Origin of the sequence: Ruminococcus sp. AF17-1AC, from assembly GCF_003461385.1 — a bacterium.
GTDB lineage: Bacteria > Bacillota > Clostridia > Oscillospirales > Ruminococcaceae > Hominimerdicola > Hominimerdicola aceti.
Window position 1 is genome coordinate 24,497 of record NZ_QTWZ01000012.1, and the last position, 21,838, is coordinate 46,334.

The 21,838-nt window shown below is 45.2% G+C and carries 17 protein-coding genes and 1 pseudogene; 6 read left to right on the top strand and 12 right to left on the bottom strand.

Annotation, left to right across the window (positions count from 1 at the left end; all coding sequences use genetic code 11):
* Positions 1-8: 8 nt before the first annotated feature.
* From DWW81_RS09000 to DWW81_RS09010, 3 genes are all read left to right on the top strand, one after another.
* On the top strand, positions 9-2,726 hold the full coding sequence (locus DWW81_RS09000; protein ID WP_117897485.1) for a beta-glucuronidase: 2,718 nt from the start codon (positions 9-11) through the stop codon (positions 2,724-2,726).
* A gap of 192 nt (positions 2,727-2,918) precedes the next feature.
* Positions 2,919-3,932, top strand: coding sequence for a M15 family metallopeptidase (locus DWW81_RS09005; RefSeq protein WP_117897486.1), 1,014 nt, complete (start codon positions 2,919-2,921; stop codon positions 3,930-3,932).
* A gap of 20 nt (positions 3,933-3,952) precedes the next feature.
* Positions 3,953-4,786 (top strand): alpha/beta hydrolase, encoded by an 834-nt coding sequence (locus tag DWW81_RS09010; protein WP_117897487.1) that lies wholly within the window; start codon positions 3,953-3,955, stop codon positions 4,784-4,786.
* Between the two features lie 264 nt (positions 4,787-5,050).
* Here DWW81_RS09010 and DWW81_RS13120 read toward each other — a convergent pair whose 3' ends face one another.
* The 11 genes and pseudogenes from DWW81_RS13120 to DWW81_RS09065 all read right to left on the bottom strand — a co-directional run bounded on the left by DWW81_RS13120 (position 5,051) and on the right by DWW81_RS09065 (position 17,879).
* Complete coding sequence (locus tag DWW81_RS13120; protein WP_147338976.1) at positions 5,051-5,314, bottom strand: hypothetical protein; 264 nt, start codon at positions 5,312-5,314, stop codon at positions 5,051-5,053.
* A 16-nt stretch (positions 5,315-5,330) separates the two neighbouring features.
* Positions 5,331-6,830 (bottom strand): UDP-glucose--hexose-1-phosphate uridylyltransferase, encoded by a 1,500-nt coding sequence (locus DWW81_RS09015; RefSeq protein WP_117897488.1) that lies wholly within the window; start codon positions 6,828-6,830, stop codon positions 5,331-5,333.
* A gap of 110 nt (positions 6,831-6,940) precedes the next feature.
* Positions 6,941-7,192: pseudogene (locus DWW81_RS09020) on the bottom strand (NAD-dependent epimerase/dehydratase family protein); the annotation flags it as partial.
* A gap of 1 nt (position 7,193) precedes the next feature.
* Positions 7,194-8,246, bottom strand: coding sequence for an aldose epimerase family protein (locus DWW81_RS09025; RefSeq protein WP_117897490.1), 1,053 nt, complete (start codon positions 8,244-8,246; stop codon positions 7,194-7,196).
* Between the two features lie 30 nt (positions 8,247-8,276).
* A complete protein-coding gene (locus tag DWW81_RS09030; RefSeq protein WP_117897491.1) occupies positions 8,277-9,560 on the bottom strand; it encodes a galactokinase family protein in 1,284 nt (427 codons plus the stop codon).
* A 2-nt stretch (positions 9,561-9,562) separates the two neighbouring features.
* Entirely contained in the window at positions 9,563-10,990 is a 1,428-nt protein-coding gene (melB, locus tag DWW81_RS09035) for a melibiose:sodium transporter MelB (protein WP_242989595.1), read from the bottom strand.
* Positions 10,991-11,135: 145 nt separating this feature from the next.
* Positions 11,136-12,122 carry a substrate-binding domain-containing protein gene (locus DWW81_RS09040; protein ID WP_181982710.1) on the bottom strand — a complete coding sequence of 329 codons (987 nt, stop codon included), beginning with the start codon at positions 12,120-12,122 and terminating at the stop codon, positions 11,136-11,138.
* A gap of 10 nt (positions 12,123-12,132) precedes the next feature.
* Entirely contained in the window at positions 12,133-13,002 is an 870-nt protein-coding gene (locus DWW81_RS09045) for a hypothetical protein (RefSeq protein WP_117897493.1), read from the bottom strand.
* Entirely contained in the window at positions 12,986-14,740 is a 1,755-nt protein-coding gene (locus DWW81_RS09050) for a sensor histidine kinase (RefSeq protein ID WP_181982711.1), read from the bottom strand. Before DWW81_RS09050 ends, DWW81_RS09045 begins: the two co-directional genes overlap by 17 nt.
* A 1-nt stretch (position 14,741) precedes the next feature.
* On the bottom strand, positions 14,742-16,340 hold the full coding sequence (locus DWW81_RS09055; RefSeq protein ID WP_181982952.1) for a response regulator: 1,599 nt from the start codon (positions 16,338-16,340) through the stop codon (positions 14,742-14,744).
* A gap of 420 nt (positions 16,341-16,760) precedes the next feature.
* Positions 16,761-17,879, bottom strand: a complete 1,119-nt coding sequence (locus DWW81_RS09065) for a 5-methyltetrahydropteroyltriglutamate--homocysteine S-methyltransferase (protein ID WP_117897497.1) — start codon at positions 17,877-17,879, stop codon at positions 16,761-16,763.
* Between the two features lie 229 nt (positions 17,880-18,108).
* On the opposite strand from DWW81_RS09065, the gene DWW81_RS09070 reads away from it, so the two are divergent.
* Both DWW81_RS09070 and DWW81_RS09075 read left to right on the top strand, forming a co-directional pair.
* Complete coding sequence (locus DWW81_RS09070; RefSeq protein WP_117897498.1) at positions 18,109-18,702, top strand: DUF3267 domain-containing protein; 594 nt, start codon at positions 18,109-18,111, stop codon at positions 18,700-18,702.
* A gap of 454 nt (positions 18,703-19,156) precedes the next feature.
* A complete protein-coding gene (locus DWW81_RS09075; RefSeq protein WP_046440997.1) occupies positions 19,157-20,227 on the top strand; it encodes an ATPase in 1,071 nt (356 codons plus the stop codon).
* Here DWW81_RS09075 and DWW81_RS09080 read toward each other — a convergent pair.
* On the bottom strand, positions 20,217-20,660 hold the full coding sequence (locus tag DWW81_RS09080) for a GNAT family N-acetyltransferase (protein ID WP_022287322.1): 444 nt from the start codon (positions 20,658-20,660) through the stop codon (positions 20,217-20,219). The genes DWW81_RS09075 and DWW81_RS09080 overlap by 11 nt on opposite strands.
* 142 nt (positions 20,661-20,802) lie before the next feature.
* Here DWW81_RS09080 and DWW81_RS09085 point away from each other — a divergent pair, with 142 nt between their 5' ends.
* A complete protein-coding gene (locus DWW81_RS09085; protein ID WP_117897500.1) occupies positions 20,803-21,831 on the top strand; it encodes a DnaD domain protein in 1,029 nt (342 codons plus the stop codon).
* Positions 21,832-21,838: the final 7 nt, after the last annotated feature.

Consider the following 21,838-nt stretch of genomic DNA (forward strand, 5'->3'; position numbering starts at 1 on the left):
GTTGCTTAATGATAAACAAGCTTGACCTCAGCGGCAAGTGGCTGCTGTGTCTTGACAAGGAATGTAAGGGTACTGACCTTGTTTTTGATGATACAATAAACCTTCCGAACACTACTTCCAACGCTAAAAAAGGCGAATACAATACTAAGAGAGAAACAGGCTTTCTTACAGACACATATAAATTTGAGGGCTTTGCATGGTTCAGAAAAAACGTTGACTTCTCTGCTCTGCAATGTGAAAATCTTAAACTTTATCTTGAAAGAACAAGAATAACTGAACTTTATATAGACGGCAAAAAGATAGGCAGGCAGGAGAGCCTTTGCACTCCGCACATCTATGACCTGAACGAGTATATCGGCACCGGCGTACATGAAATGACTATCTGCGTTTCAAATGTTGGCTACAAGACCAAGGGCGGACACCTTACTTCACCTGACACTCAAACCAACTGGAATGGTATCACAGGACGCATCGAGCTTATAGGCTACAAAAACGCCCACGCTGAAAATGTTATGCTTTGGTGCGATATCCACAGCAAGACCGTCAGGGTCACGGCTGACATAACAGACGGAAAAAGCGTAAAAGCTGTCATAAGCGCTGAGAGCTTCAACAGCGAAAAGAACCATACACCTGCTGTGCAGAGCTTTGAATACAAAGACGGCAGACTTGACGCTTTATACAAAATGGGAGACGATTGCCTGCTTTGGAGTGAACATGAGCCAAATCTCTACAAGCTAAGAATAGATATTGACGGCGACGTGAGCGAGCATATCATCGGTATGCGTGAATTCAAGACAGAGAGCGGAAAGTTCACCATAAACGGCGAAAAAACCTTTCTCAGAGGAAAACATGACGGCATGATATTCCCTAAGACAGCCTTTGCCCCTACCGACCTTGAGGAATGGCTGAGAGTGATGAAAATATCAAAGTCATACGGCATGAACCACTATCGTTATCACACCTGCTGTCCCCCTGAGGCTGCTTTTATCGCCGCGGATATGCTTGGAATCTATATGGAGCCACAGCTTCCTTTCTGGGGAACTATCACAGAAGAGGGAGAGGAAAACCACAATCAGGAGGAGCAGGATTTCCTCGTTGAAGAGGGCTTCAATATGCTGAAATTCTTCGGCAATCACCCTTCCTACTGCATGATGTCAATGGGCAACGAGCTTTGGGGCTCAAAGAAGATACTCAACGATATCGTAGGCGGCTATAAGAAATTTGACAACAGACACCTTTACACACAAGGTTCAAACAATTTCCAGTGGTTTCCTAACGTTATTGAGAACGACGATTTCTTTGTTGGCGTAAGACTTGCAAACGACAGGCTTATAAGAGGCTCATACGCTATGTGTGACGCTCCACTTGGTCATATTCAGACTGACAAGCCTGCGGCAAATCACGATTATGACAGCATTATAAGACCTAAGAAGCAGGCAAGCTCCACGGAAATTTCAGAGGACGGCACTGTTCAGATACAGTACGGCACGACTATGAAAACTGTCAAGGCAAGCGAAGCTGACGCAGATTTTATCCCTGAAGTGCCTATCGTTACTCACGAAATAGGTCAGTATGAAACTTATCCCAACTTCAAGGAGATAGAAAAATACACAGGTTCGCTTAAAGCAAGAAACTTTGAGGTATTCAGAGAAAGACTTGAAGAAAAGGGTCTGCTTCCGCTGGCTGAGGATTATTTTAAATGCTCAGGCAAGCTTGCTGTGCAGTGTTATAAGGAAGAAATGGAGGCTGTTTTCCGTTCAAGACTTCTTGGCGGTTTCCAGATACTCGATATTCAGGATTTCAGCGGTCAGGGTACTGCCCTTGTGGGTGTACTTGACGCATTCATGGACAGCAAGGGACTTATCACAGACAGCGAGTGGAGAGAGTTCTGCAATGATGCTGTTGTAATGGCGCGTTTTGACAGCTATGTTCTTGAAGCTGGCAGCAGTTTCAAGGCGCACACAGAGCTTTGCAATTACAGACCTGACCTTAAAGACGGCAAGCTTATTTGCACTCTCACTCTTGAAAACGGTGATGTCATCGGCAAGGTCGAAAAGAATTTTATTGCAGAAGGCAACTACACTGACATTTGCGATGTAGAATTTACTCTCCCACAGGTAACAAAGAACACAAAGACTGTGCTTTCACTTGAAATAGAGGGTACTGACATACACAATCACTATGACCTTTGGGTGATACCGACAGTTGAAAAGACAGATATAAGCGGCGCATACATTTTTAACGAGGTAAATGACGAAGCTGAAAGTCTGCTGAAACAGGGCAAGACAGTGCTTATCGTCCCTGACCTCTCAAAGCTTGAAAACTCTATCGAGGGCTTCTACTGTCAGGACTTCTGGTGCTATCATATGTTCTGTATCATCTCACAGATGATGAAAAAGCCTGACCCTGTTGGCACAATGGGACTTCTTATCGACACCGAACACCCTGCTCTTGCAGGCTTTGCAGGGGAAAAATACTCAACGCCACAGTGGTGGGAGATAGTTGAGAACTCACGCTCGGTTATTCTTGACGACTTTAAGGGCGAGAAAAATGTTATCGTGAGAACTATCGACAACTTTGACCGCAACCACGATCTTTCACTCCTCTACGAGTATGAAAAGGACGGCGGCAAGGTGGTAGTTTGCTCATGCGATTTTGATAAGCTTTCCCACTCCCCTGAGGGACGTGCGTTCATAAAGTCTGTTGTTGACTATGTAAGAAACTAACAGAATATTTATTGCTAAGGGCTGTACCGCAAAACAGTACAGCCCTTATTTTGTTTGTGCTTGTTGCATAAAACGCCCGCAAAACATTTGTCTGATATAACAAAAGTGCCGACACTACAGTGGCATATGGTTCACTTATTACGAAAAATGTGTTATAATTTAGGTGTATGTTATACAGGAAGGTGATGTTAAGTGCCAAAAGTAAAACGTTATAAATACAAGAATATTGCAGCGGTTCTTGCCATACTGCTTTTGATCATTCTGGGAATATCTACATCGTGCAGTTCAAAGGCTGACAGCCCTAAGAAAATTTCCGACAGCTCGTCAAACTCCTCTGCGGTCAAGGCTGACAGCAGCAGCAAAAAAGCTGTAAAAAAGCTTACGGGCAATTATATGTATGTTACAGCAAAAAACAAAACTGATATGGTAAATGGAGATCTTATTCTCGTTAATGGCGACCACTCCTTCACCGGTACAGTGAATAACACAGACACAGTTTATTCCTATTTGTTTGACAAGAACGGAAGTCAAATAATGTCCACCAGCAGCACTCAACTGACGGCTAAAAAAGAAACCTTTGAAGCCTTTAGCAAAATGGGCAATGATTTTTATGCTGACAAGAAGATATCAACACTTATGATAAACACAGCTATGCCTGCGGAAGATGATGAAGACAGCAGTTCTGCCTGCTACGAGCATAACACTGGACTTGCCTTTGACCTGCATCTTTATGACGCAAGCACAGGCGCATATCCTGAGTTCACAGGCGAGGGAGATTATAGTTGGATATCTGAAAACTGCTGGAAATACGGACTTATCCTCAGATACCCAGAGGACAAAGCTGACATCACAGGTGTAAGCCCTATGGCTTATCATTTCAGATATGTAGGTATACCACACGCTGAGATAATGACAGCAAACAAGCTTTGCCTTGAAGAATACATAGATTTTGTCAAGGACTATACATTTGAAAAGCCGCTTACATTCACGGCTTTTGATGACACTGAGTATTCGGTTTACTATGTTGCCGCAGACAAGGGCAGCACCACGAACGTGCCTGTTCCCCTTGACGACAGCAACAATGAGCGTCCTAACACTATCTCAGGCAACAACGTTGACGGCTATATCGTCTGCGTGAATATGACAGAAAATGCAGCACCTGCTGACTCGTCCTCTCAGACAGACCAGCAGGCGGCTACAGAATAAATTTTTTCGGAGGAAATAAAATGCTTAAAGAAACAGTAGAAATAAAAGTGGATTATGAAAAGGCTGGCGTTTCAAGCGAGGGCTGCGCACCTGTGCTTGATTGCTATTACAACACACTCACTGAGGAAATAGGCAGAAAGAAACACAAGGCAATTATAATCTGCCCGGGCGGAGGATATGATTGGTGTTCTGAGCGTGAAGCTGAACCTGTTGCATTCAGATTTTTGGGTGCAGGCATATGCGCATTTGTGCTAAGATACTCATGCGTCAAGAAAAAATTTCCCACTGACGCTTTGGAATGTGCAGCGGCTATCAAGTATGTTAGAGATAATGCGGAGAAATTTGACATTGACCCTGACAAGATAATAGTATGCGGTTTTTCAGCAGGCGGACACCTTGCGGCAACAATGGCAAACTTCTGGAACAGCGAGCTGCTCACAAAGCCTCTTGGCTGCAATCCCGAGGACATCAAGGTAAACGGCTCTATCTTGGGCTATCCTGTTATCACATCCGACCCCGAATACACTCATGAAGGCTCAATACTCAATATTATTGGCGAGGAAAAATCATCGGAGCTCAGAGAGCTTGTTTCAATGGAGAAGAGAGTATCGGAGAACACTCCTCCTACATTTATCTGGCACTGTGCTGATGATGGCTGTGTAAGGGTTGAGAACACACTTTGGTATATGTGCAGTCTTTCAAAGTATCACATTCCATTTGAGAGCCACATTTATGAATACGGTGGACATGGACTTGCATTGTGCGACGAAACCACTGCCACATGGGAAGGTCACTATCAGCCGGTGGCAGCTCATTGGGCAGAGGCGGCTATTGATTGGGTACATAGGCTATAAAAAAATATGTTGCGTGTGGCAACATATTTAAGCTAAAAAATGACTCACATCAATTTGATAGATACTTATATAGACATTTTCAAAGAACTAATATGAATGACCTATATAGTGAACTATGAACAGGACAGGTAGATAACTCAATTGAGGTATCTACCTGTTATTTATCATAATTTTGGATAATAAGATAAATTTATATAAATCCTATTCCCATGCTGACTGGATCCACACTGTCTGGGCATCTTCGGACGGATACAGCGAGGATATCTACATCCCATTTTTCACAGAAACATAGGAAATTGTGGAAAGAAGGTGCTGAAAAAAGTCGAACAGGAAGCCGCCGACAAACTGGATACTGCTCTGTTTGAGCAGAACCCGGCATAAAAAAATACCTGGAATCCCAACAACGGGATTCCAGGTGTTTTTTTCGGAAATGGAAGAAGATTTTATAGAGGTTTTGAAGAAGGGTATCACTTTTTCACTTGGTGGGGTGGTGAGGAAAGTGATGTAGTTTTCACAACCATCTTCCATTTTGATACGTTTTCGATTATTCTTCCAACAACGATTCCATAAATCGCACGAAGGCTGCTTTGCCTGTCTCATTTCTACGGAATACACCAGCATCTAACAAAACCTGCTCGAACACCTTCCCCACTTCTGCGTGTAAGATATACCATGCATTTTCCACTGAAAATTCTGGATGCTGTTTCAAAATGGAAACAGCCCAGTCAGCATGTGATGCGGTCAGCGGATTCGCCGTCAAATCTGCACCAGAAAGCATTGCCGTTCTCACAGCATCCAGTTCCACTGCAAGACGTGATGGCAGCACTGCAAGCCCCATGACCTCGATCAGGCCGATGTTTTCCTTTTTGATGTGGTACAATGACGGATTGGGGTGAAATAGTCCCAGCGGACGTTCTTCCGTAGTGCGATTGTTTCGCAGAACCAGATCACACTCATAGGTACTGCCATGCATTCTGGCGATCGGTGTAATGGTATTGTGCGGCACACCATCAGTGGATGCCAATATCTGCACACTTGCATCGCTGTAGGTACGCCACTTTTCCAGAATCTTGCTGCAAGCCGCAGCGAGCATGCTCCGGTTTGATGCCTGCAGCCGTATCACAGACATGGGCCATTTTACAATGCCCACCTGCACATCCGGAAACTGAGGAAGCACATAGTATTTTTCAATCGGTGCTTTTGCCATGGCAAAGGAATAGTTGCCGCCCTGAAAATGCTCATGACTGAGAATCGAACCGCCCACAATGGGCAGATCTGCATTCGAGCCAATGAAATAGTGGGGCAAAATATCCAGCACATCAAACAGTTTCTCAAACACTGCCGCATCGATCTTCATTGCTGTATGCTTTTCGTTGAACACAATGCAGTGTTCGTGGTAATACCCATAGGGTGAGTATTGCAGCTGCCACGGTTCTCCCTGAATTTGCAGCGAAACCGGACGCAGATTCTGCCTTGCCGGTTGTTTCAAGTTGCCGGCAAACCCTGCATTTTCCGGACACAGCTGGCACTTGGGATACGCAGATGTCTTGGCAGATTTTGCTGCGGCAATGTCCCTGGGATCTTTCTCCGGCTTGGAACGGTTGATCGTAATGTCCAGCGTGCCGTATTCGGAAGCATATGTCCACTTCAAATCCTTTGCAATTCTGCCCCGACGCACATAATTCAGGTTCTGGCTTAACGCATAGTACCAGCTCGTTGCTGCTTCCGGCGATACAGCGTAGTGCTTCCGAAAAGATGCCATCACCTCTCTGGGCATAGGTGTCAACACGCCCATAAGCCTGGTATCGAACAAATCCCGTGAGGCACTGGTATCCGGAATGAGATGCTGTGCACAGGCATAGTCGATCAGTGGCTGCAAAATCGCATCAATCTCTGTTTTCGAAGATGCATCTCCGCTGGTCTGCCAATCGTTCAGTTGAAAAATCTCCATGTACTGATTCTGTACCACATAACGATCTTCCGGTTGGATCAAATCGTTTTTTAATCCGTAATCCATCAGCTTTTGAATTTCATCGCAAATCATCTGTCTCACTCCTCGTATCCATTTGGGTGGTGCGTATGCCAATTCCACGCACTGGCAATGATCTCCTCCAGACTATCGTGCTCCGGTTTCCAGCCCAGCACACGCTTTGAATTTTCAATGGATGCCACCATCGAAAATGCTGCAAAGTGAATCACAGCATCGATTTTTTCCGCATCGAACAGCTTATCCAAAAAGGCAGCATCCCGGATGTCGCCCTCATAAAATTTCGCCTGCTTTGGAACAGCGCTGCGGTGCCCTGTCAACAGATTGTCTGCGACAATGACCTCATGACCGGCTCTTACCAACTCCAGTGCGGTATGCGAACCGATGTATCCGGCTCCTCCCAAGACTAAAATACGCATATTATGCTTCTCCTTTCAGTGAAAAATGGAACTGTGTTTCCTGCCGGTACGGGGTATTTGCACGCAAAATTGGCGAGGGAAAATTAGGATGATTGATGGCGTCCGGAAAATTCTGCGTTTCCAGGCAAAAGGCACCTCGTTTTCCGTAAGCACAACCGTCTTTTCCCAAATCCGCCGGAGTTTCTACGAAATTGGCAGTATACACATGAATGGCGGGCTGCGTTGTTTTGCAGGTAAGCCGGATTCCGCTCTCTGTGCTGTATGCCTCCGCCTGAATCGGTGAATCGGAACGAACGGCAAAACTATGATCTAATCCGGCAGCGTTCTGAATCTGCACACAATCCTCCTGAAATGCTGCCGGAATCGGCTTGTATGCCCGAAAGTCAAAAGGCGTTCCTGCAACCGGTGCGATTTCTCCTGACGGAATAGAAGTGTGGTCAATTGGAATGTAGAAATCCGCAAAAAGTTTCAGCATATGATGCGCCAGTGTTCCACTTTGGTGTCCGTCCAAATTGAAATAGCTGTGGTTGGTCAGGTTGCAGATCGTATCTTTATCACAAACTGCCTCATAAGCAATGGTCAGAGTATTGGTATTGTCAAAAGTATAGGTAACAGTCACCTGCAAATTTCCCGGATAATGTTCCTCACCGTCCGGACTCTCTGTGGTGAAAGCAACGCTATTCCCGCCGCATTCTGCCTGCCAGATACGCCGGCTTAAGCTGCGGTAACCGCCGTGCAAATGGTGTTTTCCATTGTTGCAATTCAGCTGTATCTCCTGACCATTCAGGACGAACCGTCCGTGACAGATACGGTTGCAGCACCTTCCAACAGTTTCGCCAAAATATTCTCCGCCGGTTTCATAGCCTTTCACATGGGCATAACCCAGCACCACGTCACGCAGCAGCTTCTGCCGATCCGGCACCAGCAGAGAAACGATTGACGCACCATAATCACAAAGTGTCACGCTTGCACCGGAGGCATTCTCAATGCGGTAGAAATGTGCCATCTGCCCACTGGAAGTTGGTTCAAATTCTGAAATCTGTACTTGTTTCATGCGATACACACCCCATTTCTCAGCAAATCCTCAGGCAAACTGCATTCCGCCAATGTTCCGGATCTGGAGGATCTGGCAGCTGCCCGCCCCAAACAATTGATCCATTTTTTTGCAGTAATCTTTCGCCATATGTACCGGCACAAATGCCTGAATAGTTCCGGCAAATCCTCCGCCGTGCACTCTGGAAACGCCTGCATCTCCGAGAATCTGCTTGCTCGCCCAGAGCCCCAGCGTAATACCCTGCTCTGCCGGTTTGCTGCAGGAGTAGAGATTCTGGAGCCATTTCGCAGAGGAATCTCCGGATTCTTTCACCAGTTTCAGAAACCGTGGAAAATCATTGCTGGACAGTGCCTTTGCTTCCTCGGCTGCACGCCGGTTATCCCCGTAGAAATGGGCAGCACGCAAAATAGCACGGTCGGAACAAGCAGTTCGCAATTTCGGAAGTGCCTGCAGGAATGATTTCTCGTCCACTTCCCGCAGATGATTTTTTCCGAATTGTGCAGCCACCAGATTCATCTCCGCCGGAATAGAAACGTAATCATCTGTTAAATCTGCATGGCTGCCCTTGGTATCTGTGATACAGAGCATATAGCCGGCATCTTCAAACTGACAGGACAGCTTTTCGATTTTCGGGTTGTCCGTGTCCTCAAAATCAATGAACACAAATCCACCTACAGAGCTTACCATCTGATCCATCAGCCCGCTCTTTTTTCCGAAGTACCGATTTTCCGCATACTGTCCGATTTTGGCAATCTCTACTGCTCCGGCAGCACCTGCATGATAGTGCTGGTCGATGATAGTGCCGATGAGTACCTCAAAGGCTGCCGAAGATGAGAGCCCGCTGCCACTCAGGACATTGGAAGTGGTGTAAGCATCAAAGCCGCCTACAGCAACGCCCATTTCCTGAAATCTGGAAACCACACCGCGAATCAGTGCAGCGGACTTTCCCTTTTCCTCCGGATGTACCGTGAGGTCACACAAATCCACATAATCCTGCGGATACCCGGCAGATTGCAGCCGAATCACATGCTCGTCGTGAAATGCCACAATGGCAATGACGTCCAGATCAACAGAGGCAGCCAGAACACAGCCATGCTGGTGATCGGTATGGTTTCCGCCGATCTCGGTTCTGCCAGGTGCAGAAAATACGGCGATCTCCTCCCACTCAGGATACAAGCAAGAAAAGTTCTCTGCCGCCTGCAAATAGCGTGCTCGCTGTGCAGCAAGTACGGCATCGGAGCTGCCGTAGAGTTTGCAAAGCTTTTCATCATATTTTCCTGCGGTCAGGTCTGCCTGAAATTGTTTCAGTTTCATAGTCATGATTCCTCCTCTGTCGTCTTTTCGGATGTCAATTCAGTCTTTGGACTAGAAATGGCGGAAACCACCTTTTTCATATATGCATCGTTCAGCTTATACTTCCTGCGGTATACCACATATGCCAGCAGCATTCCCACAGCCGGAATGACACACATCAGCACACGAATGGAGTTCTGAGTTGCGAGGGACTGGATCTGATTCGGTACATATCCAGTCAGGTCCAGTGCAAAGCCAATGGACAGAGAAGTAAATGCAGCGGTCAGCTTCACGATCAGTGTCTGGAGGGAGAATACGACACCCTCATTCCTTATGCCCAGCTTATATTCGCCGTAGTCCACCACGTCTGCCAGAAAGACTGTCGCACAGCCCAGTTCCAGACCAGTACCAGTCTTGACGATCACGCCTGCAATGACAGTGAGCACAATGTTCTGCGGTGCAAAAATACCGGTGAGCAGCAGGATCAGCAGCCCGATTGCCGGAAGAATACATGCCATCAGGAATGCTTTCTTTCTGGAGAGCATCTTGGTGACTTTCGGGAAAATAATCAGACCAACCACTTCTGCGATGGAGGCACTGATCATAAATGCAGAGAGCATGCTGCTGTTGTTGCAGACATAAGCAAAATAATAAGTTGCAACACCCATAATGAGCTGGATTCCCACGTTGTACAGGAGAATCAGAGCCACTGCCCAGCGAAGCTGGTCATTTCTCTTGATGATGGAAAAGATGTCCTTGAAAGAAACCTTTTCTGCCTTTTTGCCCACCTGCTTTTTCGGCAGATTGATGACGGTAACTGCAATGGTAAAGATAAAGGTTGCGGCAATGATCAATGCAAAACGATGATATCCTGTATAACCGCCTCCCAGTCCCTTGATGATCTGTACGCCAAATCCGGCGATGATCAGGGACTGACCGATGCTGGCAAAAATACGGGGCAGTACAGAAACCTTTTCTCTCTCGTGAGGGTCTGAAGTCAGATTCGGAACGATAGACCAATATGGAATATCCATAATAGTATAGGTCATGCCCCAGAGGACATAGGCAACGGCAGCAAATACGCAAAGTCCGATGCCGCTCAGATGGAAGTCGGTGAACAAAATGATAAAAACAAATGCGTTGATCAGTGTTCCGACCGTCAGCCACGGGATAAACTTTCCAAAACGGCTTCTGGTGTTGTCCACCAGCATTCCCATAAACAGGTCGTTGAAGGCGTCCCAGATTTTTGCGGAAAAGAACATTATGCCGATAAATGCCGGTGCGACCTTAATGATGTCGGTAAAATAGATCATGGAGAACGTTGCGATCATGCCATAGATCATATCCTTGCCCAATGCACCAAATGCAAATGTATACTTGACTTTCCCCGGAACTTTCCCGGGATACATGACGTTTCCGCCGCCGGCGGGTTGTGTGCTGTTTTTTAACATAAGAAAAACCTCCTTGAATCGGAACCTATTTTCGTTCGGGTCCCTGTTTTGTTGACACCTATATCATAGCACAGGACATTTCCAAAAGGAATACATTATTCTGTGCAAAAGATACAAATTCCAACACGATTCAAGAAGGTTTGCTTTATTTCGTATAAGGGGATTGCGGAAGATAGCAGACTTTTTCTTTTGGCATTTCTGCTCCGGCATCGAAATATCCCTGAATGATTGCAAAAATAGTTTTTGCCTGTTCCGGAACATTCAGATCTACCGTCCCGTAAATCACCCCGGCATCAATGGCATCCTGCATGTCCTGAATCCCATTGATGCCAATGATGACTGGCAGCGGCAGCTTCTGCTTTGCATAAAAATCTGCGACACCCAATGCCATGCTGTCATTGCTGCAAATCACCGCCTCGACTTCAGTTGTCTCCTCTGCGGAGAGGTTCTGCATCTCCCGCAGTGCAGAGGTTCTCGCCCAGTCCGCGGAGATCACATGGAGCTGATTCAGAGGAAGTGCAGCAGAAGCCGTTTGCAGAAACGCATCGGTACGGTTGATGACATCGGTATGTGCCTGTTCTCCCTCTACCAGAATATAGTCCAGCATGCCGTTCCGGTTCTTGTCCATCTCACAGGTATTCCAAGCCTGAATCAGCATTTCTCCCTGCATATTTCCGGCTTCTTTCGCCTCTGTGCCGACGTACCATACATTGTCCTGCTCCTCCAGATCCGCTTTCGCCGGTTCACGGTTGAACAGAATCACCGGCACATCCTGTTCCTGTGCATCCTCCAGTATCCCCACGACATTAGTGGGCGAAACCGGATTCCAGAGGATCACATCATACTCCTGCTGCAAAATTTCGTAAAGCTGTGTGTTCTGTGTTAACGCACTGCCGGAGGCATCAAAAACATCGTAGATGATCTCCCTTCCGTCGATGGTCTTATCTTTCAACTGACTGCGAATAGCATCTGTCAATGTCTGAATATAGGGGTCTTCCAGATCATATACCGCAATTCCCACTTTCAAAAAACGGTCAGTGTGCTGCTTTTGAAAATGGACAAATCCGCCCACCGTAGCAGCAGCCAGAAGTCCAACGCCTACCGCAGAGAAAATAAGGTTCTTCTTTTTCATGGCACTTCTCCTATTCAAACAGCAGTGCGTCCTGTTGGGCATCGAACAGATTTTCCTTTGTGACCTCACGCAGTTCTGGCGGAGAAAACGGCACATTTTTCCCCTGCATACGCTTTGTCAGATAGGCGATTGCCTGATACCCAAACCCATAATCATTCTCTGTCACGATCATGTCCACCGCACCGCTTGTCAGTAATGTATAATCCGGCTGTTCGGGGCAGATCTGAATGACTGCCGCCGCACGGGAAAAAGCTTTGGTGTCGTCTGTTTCTCCGCAGACCAGCAGTGTTTTAGAGCCGTTTTCAAAACTGGTATCCCGATCATATACCGCATCATTTTGTTTCAGACACTGCTCCACAGACTCCGCAATTCGCACACTCTTTGCCTGCGTGGTATCTGCGGAAATTTCGAACGCACCCTGTGCTGTCTCTTGGATTTGCGGGGATAGGATCTCGGAGATCTGTTCCATGCCATCGCTATAAGCACCGTGGAAAAATGCAGGTGCATAGGTGACAGAGAAAACAGGGAGCTTGCATTGCTCCAGTGTTTCGGCATAGAACTTTTCGCTTCCGGTGTAGTATTGTTCCGGACAGAACAGCAGAACACCGTCACAGCCCTGCTTTTTTTGTGCAGACAGCAATTCCGCCCATGCGTTTTCCGAGAGCTCCGGAGTGTGTATGATACGAAGTGACACCGCACAATCCTCTGCACCGTCATAGATGCCCTCCTGAAACGCACAGAAATCGGACACTGCATCTTCCGACAAAATCACGGCGATCTGTTTTTTTCTTGTTTGAAAGAACTGCTGTTCAAGAAACAACAGCAGTACCAGCAGAATCCCTCCGGCAAAGACCCAGAGCACCTTATTTTTCAATTTCATCTTCCTGCCTCCTCATGGGAAAATAGATGCGTGCCGTAGTTCCCTCATCCGGGGCACTGATTATCTGTACGCCATATGCCTCACCGAAATACAGCTTGATTCGGTCATTGACATTTTTCACACCAATTCCGGAGCCACGCTTGCTGGACACCACATCGCCCTGTATCATCTTCTGCACCTGTGCTTCGGTCATACCCTCGCCGTTGTCGATCACATCGATGTGCACCAGTTCGTTTACCGCATAGATCTTCAGTTGGATCTCCCCGTCTTCATACATGCCCTCCATGCCGTGATAGACTGCATTTTCCAACAGTGGCTGGATCACCAGCTTGGGACACAGGCAGTCCGCCAGTTTTTCGTCCCAATCCACCGTAAATGTAAACTTATCCTGAAACCGCACATTTTGAATGGAAAGATAGCTGACGGCGTGTTCCAGTTCCTTTTTCAGCGTGATAATGTCCTTTCCCTGACTCAAAGAGATGCGGAAAAACTTTGCCAGCATGGACACCATTTTTCCGGCACCCTCATACTTTTTGCTCTGTATCATCCAGATAATGGAATCCAGCGTGTTATACAAAAAGTGGGGATTGATCTGAGATTGCAGAAGCTTTCGCTCGGTAATCTGTTTTTCCCGTTCCTCTTTCCGCACTCGTTCCATCAGCTGATTCATCTTTTCCGCCATGTCATTAAAGCCGTCGGAAAGTCCTCTGATTTCTCCGCAGCTTTCTGCTTTTGCACGAACCTGCAATTCCCCATGTCCAAACCGTTTCATGGTTTCGGAGAGCCGCAAAACCGGTGCGATCATCAGACGCTGAATCAAAAAGTCCAATATCACAGAAACCACCGCCATCAGCAGAACAATGACTGCGATTCCGGTTCTGAGCTGCGTGTTGTTTTGCAGTTCTTCCGTCAAAGAAGCAGCAGAGATCAGTTTCCAGCCGGTATATCCTATGGTTTGCTGCTGGAGCAGCCACTCCTTTTTGTCCTGCAAAACCACCTGATTTTTCTGTGCATGCAGCGTCCATTCGGTTCGCACACCGCTCTTCAGTCGTTTCTCAAAGGGATAGCAGATCAGATGCTCTTCGTTGTCCATCAGATAAAAATAATCCGTCTGTGATGCCGGATAGATGTTCAGCTCTGCCTCCATGTTGTCCATGCAGACATCAAACCGCAAAATTCCAGAACGGCTCTTTCCACCGTCCCGAAGCTCCACATAGCGGGAAACGGTCATGGCTTTTTGAAATCCTGCTGCTGTCTGGATATAATGAGGCACATCAAATGCGACGGTGTCAATTTCAGTTTCTGCTGCCTGAAACCATGCAGCACTGTCCACCGATTCTGTATCATAATTCTCTGCATTCTGCCAGAGCAGTGCCCCGTCAATATCATAAATGGCGGCATACAAAATCTTGTTTTCATGAAGCTGGCAGAAATCCGACAAAGTCTGTTCCGTCAAAAGTGCCTGCAGGTCAGCGCTCTTGATGATCTGATAGTAGGCAGTATTGGCAAGCTCAATGGTGTCGTCCACATCTTCCTCAATGCTGAAACTCATACGCCGCAGCTGCTGGGTATTTTTCTCCTGCAAAAAAGCGGTGATCTGTGCCTTGGTATACTCTGAATAAAGGGAGATGATCAGTGCAGTGAACAGACTGACGGTCAGGAAAAACAAGGCAGTAAAAATCAGACGAATGCTCTTTCCGTCAATCTTCCGGTGCAGCCATTGCAATATCTTTTTCATGCTAGTTCCCCGTTGCCAGTTCTTTTCGGAATTTTGCCGGCGACATGCCCATGTTTTTCTTAAAGACATAGCTGAAATAATTGGGTTCCGGATAGCCGACCATTTCTCCGATCACTCTGCTTTTTTCGTCCGTTGTCTTCAGCAGGCGAACTGCCTCGTCCACTCGCTTCTTCGTCAGGAACGCCAGAAAGCTCATGCCAGTTTCCTTGCGAAAGATGTTGGAAAAGTGAGACGTACTGACATGCAGATAGGCACACACCTCGTCCACGGACAACTCCGCATTGCCGTAATGCTGCTGGACATATTCCATGGCCTTTTGTGCAAGGATGCTGTTCCGATCCACCTTCCTCTGGTGAATCGCATAAATGATATAGTCGCAGTAATTCAGCAGCCATGCGTTCAGCTGCTCTCCCGTTTCCAGGGACAGGACCTTCATGGTCATACGCTTGGCATCGGCGAATATTTCGTCGTCCATCATGTGATACTGGCGAAAAATGCCGGAGATGGAAAAGATGATCTCCAGAATCGCTGACTGGTAAGCATTGAAATTATAGTGGCTCTCTTCCAGTTGTGTCACCAGCTTTTCCACTTCTTTCTGCACTTTTTCCTGATCTTCCAGCTTGATCGCCATTTCCAGTTCCTCTGTGGATATAGAGGTGTACACGTGGTTTTCGTACAATTCCACATCCTGATAAGAGGTCACAGACTCTTCTGCGGACACCACGCTGTATTCCAACGCCTCCATTGCCTGTGAAAACGAAGCTGGCAACTCTTCCAGCTTTTCACAGATGCTGCCGATGCCGCAGGAAAATGCCACTTGGTTATAGTGCTTGGAAATATGAGAGGCTTCGTTCAGTGCTTTCTGAATCCGTATCATTTCCGACGGTGCAGAGAGCAGCAACAGATAAATGATCTTGTCCAGATAACGAAATGTCCGAAAGGGACAGACCTGCTGCAGCATCTCATTGACGGATTCTGCCACGGAAAACTGCGACAGATAATCATCGCTTTCCTCCGTGATCTTCATAATGACCACACAAAAATGATTGGCATCCAGCGAAACCGACAGATTTTTTTGCTGCCGCTGCATCTGTTCTGGGGTAAGTGAGCCTCTGACTAGCTGTATTAGAAACTGCTCCTGCAACAATGGCAGACTCTTTTGATAAATTTCCGCAAAACGCTCCTGATTTTGACGCTGTTCCAACTCCGTTTCTAATTCTCTGTGGATTTTTTTCAGCAGGTTTTGCATCTCCTGAAAGTCGATGGGTTTCAGCACATATTCCGATACCCCATACCGAATGGCAAGCTGTGCATATTCAAAATCGTCCCAGCCGGAAAAAAGGACAATTTTGATATGCATCATGTTCTCATGCAGGATTCTCGCCACTTCCAATCCGTCCAGAAACGGCATTTTAATGTCGCTGATTACCAAATCAGGACGAAGCGTTTCCGTCTGTTCCAGAAGCTCATTTCCGTTCAGTGCTGTTGCAATGACACGAAACCCCAGTGTTTCCCACTCCACAGAATCCCGAATTCCTTCTAAAATCTGTGGCTCATCATCCGCCAATATTACTGTAAAACACAAGATATTTTCCTCCATTCTCCGCCAATGCAGCTGATTATCAGTATGATTATAGCACATTTTTTCAGAATTGACAATGGAAAATAGAAAAAGAAAATCGGATCAACATATTTGAAAAAAATCACATCACTTCCCTCACCATGGTTTTGTCAATATCACTTGACACATTTTATTTGTATGTGTCAAGTTTCATTATACAGAATTAATTACCTTTACGGCCAAACATCTTGCAGAGATCCAAGAGATTTTAAAACAGAAACCTAAGAGCCGCAAGTAATATTATAGGGAGCGCTACCGATTTGGCAACGCTCCCTACTTTTTTATTTGTCCTTTTCTCTGCACTCGTATGATCTGTTAAGAAGTTGTATATGTTTTGACGCGAGTCATTTTTTATCAAGAATATTGAGTATCCCTCGGGATATATGTTAAATCTGTTTGTTATCCCCAAACTTCTTCGGCGATCTCCTTAACAAGAGCAAGCTTTGCCCACTGTTCCTCCTCTGTGAGCTTGTTGCCTATCTCGCAGGACGCAAAACCGCACTGTGGACTAAGGCAAAGTCTGTCAAGTGAGATGTATTTTGCAGCCTCGTGGATACGGTCGATAACAGCCTGCTTGTCCTCAAGCTCAGGCTTCTTTGATGTGATAAGTCCGAGGACTACCTTCTTGTCACCGCTTACTGCTTTCAAAGGTTCAAAGCCACCTGAACGCTCGTCGTCAAATTCAAGATAATATGCGCTTACGTTCTCACCTGCGAAAAGTGTTTCCGCAACGCTGTCATAAGCACCGCTGCTTGCATATGTTGAGTGGAAGTTACCACGGCAAACGTGTGTTGTGATAACAAGATCCTCAGGCTTGCCATCGATAGCAAGGTTGTTTATTCTCAACAGAAGTCTTTTTATATCCTCAAGTCCTGCGTCGTCAACTCCAAAAATAGCCTTTGCATTAGGGTCAACTATCATGCCCCATGAGCAATCGTCGAACTGAATGTTGCGGCAGCCTGCTGCATAAAGGTCAGCGATGACTTTTCTGTAGCCCTTTGCGATATCCTGAACAAGCTCTTCTGTATCGTTATAATACTTCTTTGTGTTCTCCAGTGCGAAAGGCATTATCATCTGCTCAAGAAACTGTGCAGGTGCAGGGATAGTCTGCTTTGCGACTGTGTTCTCGTCCTCGAGAGCCTTAACAAATTTAAAATGCTCAACAAATGGGTGGTCGCCAACTGATACCTTGCCTGTGAGATATGTATCGTCTATCATTGCGGCTTCGCCATGGAATGGCAGACCTGTCTGTGTCTTGCTGTGACCAACTCCGTTGAAGCCCCACATAAAGTCAAGATGCCATGTGGCTCTGCGAAACTCTCCGTCAGTGATGATATGATAACCAGCCTTTTTCTGCTTTGCAACGAGATCAAGGATAGCCTTATCCTCTACCTCTTTAAGCTGCTCGGCTGTGATAGTGCCGTTTTCAAAATCTGCTCTTGCCTTTTTCAGATAGTCAGGTCTGAGAAAGCTGCCCACAAAATCATAGCGGCATGGTACTTTGATATTATTGCTCATTTTTATTACCTCTTTCATTTTATTATAGTTTATTTCCTATTGGTTTGCTGGTATTTAGTATAGCACGAAAAAGGGCGATAGTAAAATATTTATTTCTGTGTGATAGATATAGTTTCAAACTATATCGGATCGAATAGTTTGCTTGACTTTGGTGCATATGGTGTGGTATAATGAATAATACGATATAGTTAGACGATAAATCGAGATTAGATAAACAAAGGTATGTAATATGATAAAAATTGTGTGGTCAATAAAAGATATAAATAAATATCAAACAGGAAACTTACCCGATAATGCAATAAAGATAGAAACGCCTAAGAGCGTCGATGAACTGATGAAAAAAGCGTTGCCGATAGCTGTAATTCTATGTGTTTTACTTTTTGCCGCTATGCTTGGTAAAACCATTGTGTGCAAGGTGGTCGTGATCTCTCCAATATTTATTCTGGTGGGATTTGCTTTAGGCTTTTTATTGTTGATAATTCACGAGTGGTTACACGGAATCGTTTATCCTAAGGACGCAGATGTAACAATAGGAAGAATTAAAGGAAAGACAACATTTGTGGCATTAGCATCATATCCATTAAAACGAGATAGGTTTATATTGATGTGTCTGCTGCCTTTTGTTCTTGGGGTGGTTCCTTTTATATTATTTTTAATTAGTCCTGCCGAATTTAGAGTATTTAATGGATTGAATTTTGGTATGGCGTGTATGGGTATGGTTTCGCCATTTCCAGATGTTTATAATGTCCTTACCGTTCTAAGGCGCTCTGAAAAAAACGATTCAATAATGTTCTACAAAAATGATATGTACAAGATCTCTTGAATTTCCAGACTAAGCTTTACCCATATATTCCACCGATACAGCCCCCTCTGTATCGGTATTTTTCTGTCCTTACCGCCTTCCATCGCCCCAATTCTATTGACATTTCCACCTTGTTGTGCTATCATAAAAGTTTACGAGTTAGTCATAACTAGCTGTATGATATCGCAGAAGTAAGATAGATAAGAAAGGCGGAACATAATGAAAAGTTCTGCAATAGTAAAAAAGGCACTGCATAAAGCGGACGGCGTTTTGTATCCTGTTGCAGGCAGGAAAGATAAAGTAGTTATCACAATGTAAATTTACAACGTCATGCAATGAATTTTTTTTACTTTTATCAAGCTTTTTTGTCCACCTAATTTTTTTGAACAATCATGCTTTTTCTGACATATTATAAAAATGAAAATGCAAACGCAGTCACACAGATCTAATGCGTTTGAGATATGGAGGGTAATTTATGTCAGAAAAGTATTTTTTGGGTGCAATGACGCAGAATGGTTTTTCCACGGAATTTGGCAAGATAATGGCTGATAAGGAGTATTTCACATTCATACTCAAAGGAGGTGCAGGCACGGGAAAATCTTCACTTATGAAAAAGATAGCCGCTGAGTTTGAACCGACAGAGGACGTCACTAGATTTTATTGCTCCTCTGACCCTGCTTCCCTTGATGCAATCGTTCTGCATACATCAAAGGCCATAATCTGCGACGGCACTGCGCCCCACGTTATGGAATGTTCATATCCAGGAGTTTGTCAGAAAATAATCAACTTAGGAGAGTATTGGGACGAAGAAAAGCTGAAGGCTTTCAAATCTGAAATAATCGAGGTCACAGACAAAAACAAGTCGCTTTTGGCAAGAAGCAAAAGGTTTACCACTGCCCTGTCTAACGTTTGCTTCGATACCTACAATTGCGGTGAAGGCTGTCTGCTGGAGGAAAAGCTGAAAAGCTTCACAGAACGATCAGCAAAACGTCTTCTAAACAAAAAAGGCTCTGGCAGCGGCAAAACTGATCTTAGACAGTTGACCGCTTTGACGGAATACGGCTGTATGACGCAGCTTGCCACTCTTGACAGCTACCTTGACGTTTTCGCCATGAACGATGATTATTATGCCGCTTCCCACAAGTTCGTCACCCTCATGGCACAGCAGGCTGTAAAGCGAGGTTACGATGTTATACTCTGCCCTGCTATTCTCTTTGGAAACACCCTTTACGAGCATTTGCTTATCCCGGAGGCTGGCATCGCATTTGTGATAAATTCCCCTATAAGCAAGCTTGACGACTTTGAAAAAGCTATCAACATGGGCAGATTTTATGACAAGAAAAAGATCTCAGCCCTGAAAACAAGACTGAGATTAGATAAAGTCACCGCCTCCGACCTTGCAGAGGAAGTGTATTCAGGCATCAAGAAAGCCAAGAAAGTCCATGACGAGATAGAAAAGTATTATATAGCCGCAATGGACCACGCCGCACTTAATAAGGTTTGTGACAGCATTTCAAGGGAAATTCACGAAAGGACTATAAAATAGTTTTCCACATTCCGTCGTAAGGCGCAGGCTCAAAGCCCATTTTCTTATAAAGCGATATGGCTCTGCCGTTTTCAAGCTCGACTTCAAGTCGGATACGGCGGAGCTTTTTGTCGCCATTTTCCTCGATATACTTAAAAAGCTCCCTGCCTAGACCTTTTGAGCGGTATTCCTCCAGCACAAAAAGCTCGTCTATCCATATAGTAATACCGCCTGCTTCAACTGAATATGTTTTCATTGTAACACAGTAGCCAACATTATTGCCGTCACAAACGAGCATATAACCCTGCACATACACGTCAGACCTCATCATTTCATCGAAGCCCTGCTCAAAATGCTCTCTTGGAACAGGCTTGTCCACCGCAGAAGAATTATAGAACTCAGTGGAAAATCTGATATAATCTTCCCTGTCCTCAGGCACAAATTTTCTTATCATTTTTATCTCTCCGTTTCTTTGGTATTAGCCTATTATAGCATTTTATTTACCAAAAGTCAAATTCACAAATTTTGTTGCAAAAGTCCAGATTATGTGATATAATTATTTTGGATAGTTTTAATCATATTTGCGAGGATACATAATGAAATATACTTTTGATTGCGACCGCTGGGGAAGCAGTTTTTCAGTGCCGTCTAAAGTGGTCGATAAATACATAAAATTAAGTGATGGCGACTTTGTAAAGGTACTTCTCTGCATACTCTGTTCAACGGAACGTGAATGTGACAGTGCAAAGCTTGCGGAAAAGTCAGGACTTCCTGAGAACACTGTCATTGACGCTGTGACACATTGGGTATCGCTAGGAGTTATCACCACAGAACACAGAGATACGACAAATCCTGCACAGGTCAAAGCCGTTTCTACACCTGTTTCAGAGCCTGAAACAAAAGCCGAGCCTGTTTCAAAAGTTGAGGCAGTTGCCTCGAAACGTCAGAGCGTTTCAAACAAGCTGTGCATAAGATACAAAAATTCTGAGATATTGGAAAAACAGCAGAAGGACCCTAACCTTGCACATCTCTTTGACGAGATACAAACCGTTTTACAACGCACTATCAATGGAACCGAGCAAGGGGAACTTCTTGCTCTTTATGAATATTACCGATTTGATGCTGCATCTATTCTCTTAGCCGCAGAATACTGTGTGTCACTTGAAAAGCACAACGTGTCTTACCTTGTGACAGTAATGCGTGGGTGGTTTGAACAAGACATCTGTACTTATCAACAAATTGAACAAGAAATAATTAGGCTTTCCAACATAAAAAAGTATGAATTCAAGGTACTGAAAATTTTCGGACAGACCGCAAAGCCGTCAAAGCAGCAGCTTGAGTTTATAGAAAAGTGGCGAACAATGGGCTTCACTGTTGAAATGCTGGAGATAGCCTATAACAAGTGCGTTGACAATACCAACAAACTGAATTACAAATATATAGACACTATACTATCAAACTGGGCCGGCAAGAGCATCACTACCCCGGAACAGGTCACACATGAGGACGAAAAGTACCACACCTCCAAGAAAAATAAGAATACTAATAAGCAAACTTCCTATAATCTTGATGATTTTGAAAAATTCGCAATGAATTTTGATCTAGAAAAGTCAGGAAAACTATGATAAGGAG